This is a genomic window from Cupriavidus sp. MPR-AND1C (genome assembly GCF_058809705.1).
Map to the genome: position 1 here is coordinate 1 of NZ_JBXASU010000168.1, position 5,841 is coordinate 5,841.

The following is a 5,841-nucleotide window of genomic DNA, read 5'->3' on the forward strand; positions in this document are numbered from 1 at the left end:
GCTCGCGTTGGCAAGGCCGACCCGTACACGGACGGTGCCCGCATCGTAGCCGGCCTGGACCGCACTGGTGTGTCGGCCAGCCCGGCCCGCAGCGTTGACGCTTATACCGACGGCGCCCGCAGCGGCAAGTTCGACCCGTACACCGAAGGCGCACGCGTTGGCAAGGCTGACCCGTACACCGATGGTGCCCGCATCGTAGCCGGCCTGGATCGCAGCGGCGTCTCCGCTAGCCCGGCCCGCAGCGTAGACGCCTACACCGATGGCGCGCGTGGCGGCAAGTTCGACGTGTTCAGCGAAGGCGCCAATGCCTGAGCGCGGCAAAGGCATCCCGGCGATCGCCGCCTGGATGCCCGATAGCGGTTGGGAAACAGAGTGAGCGTGAAATAGAGTGGGGGTGCATCATGAATTTACGGGACAGCTTCCTGATCCTGGCCGGCTGGGTGGTTCTCTGCGTCGCCAGTGGCTCTGCCATCACCGTGGTGGCGCAAGTGCTCCCGGCTTGAGCCGGCATGGGGGTGCTGATAAGCGCAATGAAGGCGTAACTTAGGGCCACAACTAAGCTGCCTTGTTGCGACCGCACACGAAATTGGCTTGAGGATCTATCGATAGATAGATAAGATCACGCTATGAAAACGCAATCCGTACGCGAACAACTGCTCGAACACACGCTGGTGCTTATCCGCCGGCGCGGTTTCAATGGTTTCAGCTATCGCGACCTGGCCGAGCTGGTCGGCGTGAAGACCTCGAGCATCCATTATTACTTCCCCGCCAAGGACGACCTGGTGCTGGAGGCGGTGAAGGAATACAGCGCCCGCATCGCCGAGCGGCTGCGCAGCGTGGATTCCTCGCTTTCCCCTGCCGCGCAGGCCGAGGGCTACCTCAACTTCCTGCGTACCGCGGCCTGCGGCGACCAGATCTGTCTCGCGGGCATGTTGTCCACCGAGACGCTGTGCCTGCCGGAGTCGGTCCACGCCGAACTCAAGGCGTTCTACCGCATGAACGAGAACTGGCTGATGGGGCTGATCGAGCGCGCGCAGAAGGATTACGGCAAGGTCTACCCGGTGACGGCTCGCGCGCTGGCGCAGGTGATCTACGGCGCGCTGCAGAACGGCTTGATCGTTGCGCGGCTGTTTGGGGCGCCTGAGCGGCTGGAGTCCGCCGCGGACCTGCTGATGGCTTCGGTATCCGAGTAGTACGTATTGCTGACAAGCCTGAAGCAATAGCCGAAGGCGCCGAACAGGCCAAAGCCGCGCGCCATGACGACGGCTGTCGCTCCCTACTCCCCTCAGGGGGAGAGCGGAGTAGGGCAGCGCCGAGCCGGCTTTGTCAACAAGTTGAGCCGACCTGTCGAGGTCGGCTTTTTGTTTGCCGCCGCGTTTTCAATCCGCTGCGCGCTTCAGCACCTGCCACTTCTCGTCGGACTCCTGCACGCGGCCGTCGTGCGCCAGCTTGAGCAGGTGCGCCAGCAGCGAGCGCTTTGCCACCGGGAGCATGCGCTGGGGCACGTCGTCGTAGACGCGCAGGAGCAGGGCGTCGATGCCGGTTTCGCCAAGCTCTCGCAGCGCGTTGAGCACCTTTGCCTCGCGCTGCATGCGATGGCGGATCAAGGTGCGGATGGCATCCGCGGGCCGGGGCATCAGGAAGCCGTGGCCGGGCGCGAGCCATTCCAGGTCTTCGTCCTGCAGCGCGGCCAGCGAGGCCAGGTACGCGTGCATGTCGCCATCGGGCGGATTGATGACGACGGTGGAGCCCTGCATCACGTGGTCGCCGGTGAACAAGGTCTTTTCTTCCTCGAGCAGGAAGCAAAGATGATTGGATGCATGTCCCGGTGTGTGGACCACGCGCAGCGTGCAGCCTTCGCCAAGCGCCAGGCGCTCGCCGTGCGCCAGGATGCGCTCGGGCTGGAAGGTCTGGTCCTGGCGTGGCGTCTGCGGCGCGGGACGGCCCAGCACCGGCGCGCCGGTGGCGGCTTTGAGGCTGGATGTCGCCGGCGAGTGGTCGATGTGCGTGTGGGTAGCCAGGATCCAGCGGATCGGCCCGGGCGCGGCCGCCAGCACGGCGTCCACATGGGCTTCGTCGTCGGGGCCCGGATCGATCACGGCCCATTCGTTGCGCGCGGGATCGCCCACAAAGTACGTATTGGTGCCGGGCCCGGTCATCACGCTGCCATTGCCGGCCGTGACGCGCCAGATGCGCTCGGACAGGCGCACCGCGGCACCGGTCGCCAGCTCATAGCGCGCATGGCCCTGGCCTAGCGGGTCGATGCGCTCGATCTCGGCATAGGCGGGCTCGCTGGGCAGCACGGGCCGCAGGCCGCCACTGCCCTGGGCCAGGCGCGGCATGATGCGCGCAATGTCGCGCAACTGCGCCGCGTGGTCAAAGCAGGCCTGGGCGGTGTCGAAGCGGGCAATCGATGCCAGCGTGCGCCGCGTGACGGCCACCAGCTTCAGGCCGCGCGCCGGATCGATGGCGTCGCCCGGGCGTATCCAGAGATGCTCCACGGCCTCGTCGCCATCGTGCGTGGCGGACTGCCCGGCGGGCGCCATGGCCACGAAAAAGCGCGTGTCGAAGCGCTTGGGCAAGCCGGGTGGCGTCAGCCAGTGGCTGTGATATGCCAGGCGGTCCACCGCCAGGCGCACGCCAAGCCGCTCGCAGAGCTGCGCCATGCCTGGCCCGCCGCGCCGCGCGGACTGCCGCAGCCATGCCTGCTGCGTGGCGTCGAGCGTGTCCAGCGCGATCAACTCGCCGCCGGCATCGCTCGCAAACAGCAGGCCGGCTTCCTCGAAACACTCGCGCACGGCCGCCAGGTAGAAATCCAGGCCGCCGTCAGGCAGCTTGAGACGTGCGCTGGCCGCGGCATCGTCCAGGCCGGCGCAGGCCTCGTGCAGGGTTTTGTCCTGGGGGTCGAGCGTGCCGCCGGGAAAGACGAAGGCGCCGCTGCTGCGGTCGTCGTTGCGCTCGGCGCGGCGCACCAGCAGCACTTCCATGCCGGCCGCGCCATCGCGCACTACCAGGATGCTTGCGGCCTGGCGCAGTGAGGGGGGGCGTGAGGGAGGGGGGCTTCCGCTCTGTTCTTGTTCGCGCATGTGGGGCGGTTCCTGATTGACTGGCTAGGATCAGGCGACAGTGTAGCGGCATCGCACGGTTATGCCACCAAGGGAAAGCGAGACGGTAAGCCGTTGGCGGGGCCGTCCCGCACTTGCGGGCAGGACGGCTGTGGCGGTGATGACTAGTTGGAGGACGTTTTGTTCATCGCGGTGAATTGCTGCGTGAGGTAGGTCTTGGTGGAGTTCATCCGGGTCATCATCAGGTCAAGCTGCTGGAACTGCGCGCGATAGCGCGACATCGTGGCGTCGATCCCCGCGGAGGTGCGGGTGTAGGTGCTGTCGAGGTTCTTCAGGTTGGTGTTGAGGCCTTCGGTGGCCGTCGTCAGCGCGCCCTTTGCAGCGCTGAACGATTTCACCATGTCCGCCAGCTGATTGCCATAGCCGGACTTGCCGTCGGCACCGCTGAACAGCTGCGCCGCGCCGGTCCGGTTGGTGGTGAGCGCCTTGTTCAGCTTGGCGGTGTCGAGCCCCATGGAGCCGTCGGCCTTGAACGAGATCCCGATCTGGGTCAGGTTGACAAGGCTGGAGTCGCTGGTGCCGGTCTGCGGCGTGTTGAACACGGAACGCAACTGGTTCTGGATTGTGCGCAGCGTTGCGTCGCCCAGCAGCGGCGACTGCGTGCCCTTGTTGCTCTTGTCGAAGGCGGACAGCTTCGCGGCGGTGCTTTGCAGCGTGTTGTAGGCCGTGACAAAGCTCTGTACGGCGGTAGCCATCGTCCCGGTGTCGGTGACGGCGGTCACCGTGCTGTCGCCCTTGCTCAACAGGTTCAGCGTCAGGCCCGGCGCGGCGCCTTGCACCGAGTTGGTCGGGCTGCTCACGTCGATGCCGTTGATGTTCAGCTTGGCATCGAGGGCCTCGATGTTCTGCTTCATCGCCTTGGTGCCGGCCGGGTCATACGCCAGCAAACCGGCAATGGTGCTGGGGTCGCCGGCGCCGTTGCTGTCCACGGAGATGCGCATGCTGGATTTGGCGCCCGTGGTGTTGGACGTCAGCACCATGCGGTACGGTGTGCTGCCGCCATCGTTGACGATGCTGGCGGTCACGCCGGCATTGGACGCATTGATCGCATCGCGGATGCCGGTCAGCGTGTTGTTGGTGCCGTTGATGTTGATCGAGGCGGGCTTGCCGGTGCCGGGCGTGAAAACGGCGCCCTCGGTGGTGCCGAACTCGATCGTGATCTTGGCGCTGCCCAGCAACTGGCCCGTGCTGTCGGAGATGCCGTTGGACACCAGCGTCTGCGACTGCGCCAGCTGCGACACCTTGACCGCATAGGTGCCCGCCAGCGCGGACTTGTCGGCCACGACGCCCAGCACGCCGGTGTTGCTGGAGGTGGTCGTGGTGCTGTTGTACAGGCTCGCCGTGCCAAGCGCGCTGGCGGCATTCTGGAACGAAGCCAGCGCCCCTTGCAGCAGACCATAAGCGGAGAGCTTTGTGGTGTGGACGGTGGCTTTCTTGGTCAGGGCAGTGAGCTTGGTCTCTTCCGCCTTTTGCAGATTGTCCAGCAAGGTGCTCAGGTCCAGCTGCGACCCGACGCCTATCGAGGAAATAGCCATGGTTGCAATCCCTTAATTGCATGTTGGAGGAGGTCGGCCCGCCGAAGCGGCCCGGCTAGTCAGGAGAGCCAGTTGCGTGCGGATGATACGGCCGGCACGCAGGGCTTCCTCGGGCGAGGTACTGATCGATGGCGTCGCCATAGGCGTGCGCTGTATTGCGACAAGCCGCTGGTTCCTGGCAGGAAATCCGGTGCCCGTGGCCTGGCTGTCGCGTCGCCCTTGAGGTTGTCGACACGAGGGTAGATACGAGTACGCCGGGACAGCCGTGGGACGCCACTGGCCATTAAGATGTTGCTGACTGCACCCCGGCTCGCCGATCTGTCGGCTGTGTGCGCCGATCTTGTCCTCGTTTCGCGCTGAAGATGAGCGCATCGACCGAAAACCAGGGGGTAATCCCGATCGTGTGCTTCACTCTTCACGCTCAAGATCGTAGCGGCGCGGGCTTGGGGCCAATTGAGTGAATAAGGGGTGAAAGTCCGCGCATATCGTTTGGGCCGGCGCCGCGCACGGCGTGTGGCCCACCGCAGCGAAATCCAGCGGCGAGCCTGCAAAAAAATGCACTGCGGGAGCGTCCGTTTGCTATTCAGTTTGAGAGGGAGACGCCGATATGGACCGCAAGGGTTTGCTCGATGCAGCGATGGTACTGGAGGACCTGGCCGCCGGCCTGCAGCCTGACCCGGCGCGCCTGGCGGCTGGCGCGCAGGCGCTGGAGGTCATGCACGCCGACCACCCCTCGTGGCGCGACATGACCGACGCCGCGTTCGGCCTGCAGGCGCTGGCCGCGGGTGGCGCGCTTGGCCTGGACGCAAAGGGGCGCGCACGCGCGGCCCGTCTGGCGGAGGTCGTGCGCAGCCTGGTCGATCCGTTGTAGGACCTGCCGGCGGCGGTGCCTGAGACTGTTTCAACATGAAGCGAAGCGGTTCTGGCCAGGCGCGCAGCCGCGGATAGTACAAGTGGATCGGCCAAGGCCGCGCAACGACGCCGGCATCTTTTGGAAATGGCCTCTAAGCCAGCGACAGGACGATGACCGCCGCGCCGATGACGGCAACCAGATCCTCGATGACCGCCGCCGGCAGGTTCCTGCCGAGTATCGCCGCAAGGCGCGCGCGCACCGCCGCGCCGCCGAGCGTGCCGATCGCCGCGCCCGCGGTGCCAAGAATACCCCCTCCCACCAGCATGCC

General features: G+C 66.0%; 4 protein-coding genes and 1 pseudogene. 3 read left to right on the forward strand and 2 right to left on the reverse strand.

The window, feature by feature from the left end; genetic code table 11:
- Together AC1RWI_RS37505 and AC1RWI_RS37510 are read left to right on the forward strand one after the other, a co-directional pair.
- Positions 1-312, forward strand: a pseudogene (locus tag AC1RWI_RS37505) (copper resistance protein CopQ); the annotation flags it as partial.
- A 314-nt stretch (positions 313-626) separates the two neighbouring features.
- Entirely contained in the window at positions 627-1,193 is a 567-nt protein-coding gene (locus tag AC1RWI_RS37510) for a TetR/AcrR family transcriptional regulator (RefSeq protein WP_043345987.1), read from the forward strand.
- A gap of 186 nt (positions 1,194-1,379) precedes the next feature.
- Here AC1RWI_RS37510 and AC1RWI_RS37515 read toward each other — a convergent pair whose 3' ends face one another.
- Complete coding sequence (locus AC1RWI_RS37515) at positions 1,380-3,086, reverse strand: MBL fold metallo-hydrolase (RefSeq protein ID WP_043345990.1); 1,707 nt, start codon at positions 3,084-3,086, stop codon at positions 1,380-1,382.
- A gap of 143 nt (positions 3,087-3,229) precedes the next feature.
- Positions 3,230-4,660: a flagellar filament capping protein FliD gene (gene fliD / locus AC1RWI_RS37520; RefSeq protein ID WP_492870832.1), complete on the reverse strand. Its 1,431-nt coding sequence runs from the start codon at positions 4,658-4,660 to the stop codon at positions 3,230-3,232.
- Positions 4,661-5,267: 607 nt separating this feature from the next.
- Between fliD and AC1RWI_RS37525 the strand changes: the two genes are divergently transcribed.
- The gene (locus AC1RWI_RS37525; RefSeq protein WP_492870833.1) at positions 5,268-5,531 is read left to right on the forward strand and encodes a hypothetical protein; all 264 of its coding nucleotides are present in this window, start codon (positions 5,268-5,270) and stop codon (positions 5,529-5,531) included.
- The last annotated feature ends 310 nt before the right edge of the window (positions 5,532-5,841 follow it).